Raw genomic sequence first — 820 nt, forward strand, 5'->3', positions numbered from 1 at the left:
TGTTATTTAAGGTTTTTAAACCATTAGTAGTTATTGAATCGTTCCACAATTTTACAGTGTAATTTCCTTCTAGAGCTACTTTTGTTATTTCATTCATAAAGTTAATAAAATCATCTTGTTGTCTAATACTTCCAGGAACTTCATCACCCCCCAAAACAATCTTTTGTTCGTTTTTAAACTTGGGCTGTTCAAACATCACTAATATTTCTTTTATTAGTTTGCGGGATACTAATATTGATGCTTTATTGTTATGATAATCTACCATTTCATTACTATAATTAGATACCACATTCCTATATAGATCCTCGTCTTTCTTCCTTAACAGAGTTAGCCATCCTTTAGAATGGCTTGGTAAATCTATATCTGGGATAACTTGAATATTTTTTTTATTAGCAAATTTTATTAATTCTTCTAATTCTGATTTAGTCAAAAAATATTTGTTTTTCTTATTAGCGGTTTGATCTAAATAATTTGAGTTAATAGTATAGTTTTCATTATCAGAAAAATGATATTTTCTTCAAACTATCTTTAGAATAATATTTTCTAGCGATATCTATTGTTACACCCTTTTCTATTTTAGCTTGGCTTAATTGTTCCGGTAAGACAGTACATAAAATAGTACTTATTATGATAATACTTATAAATTTTTTTATCATTTTTCCACCCATAATTTTACGTTATTAGTTCATATATAATAACATAATTAAGTATTATAGGTAGTAAATTTGTATAATACATACAGTTGCCTTAATTCGTTTTTAATTTAGATAATACTTATAACAAAAATACATAATAATAAAAATAAATTAAGAAATTTGAC

Annotated in this window: 1 protein-coding gene; it reads right to left on the reverse strand. The window is 24.9% G+C overall.

Features of this window, described 5'->3' with window-relative positions; all coding sequences use genetic code 11:
- A partial coding sequence (locus tag KA878_RS14035; protein ID WP_210142260.1) for a family 20 glycosylhydrolase occupies positions 1–430 on the reverse strand: 430 nt, incomplete at its 3' end.
- Between the last annotated feature and the right edge of the window lie 390 nt (positions 431–820).

This window comes from Staphylococcus sp. GDY8P57P, from assembly GCF_017892585.1.
GTDB lineage: Bacteria > Bacillota > Bacilli > Staphylococcales > Staphylococcaceae > Staphylococcus > Staphylococcus borealis.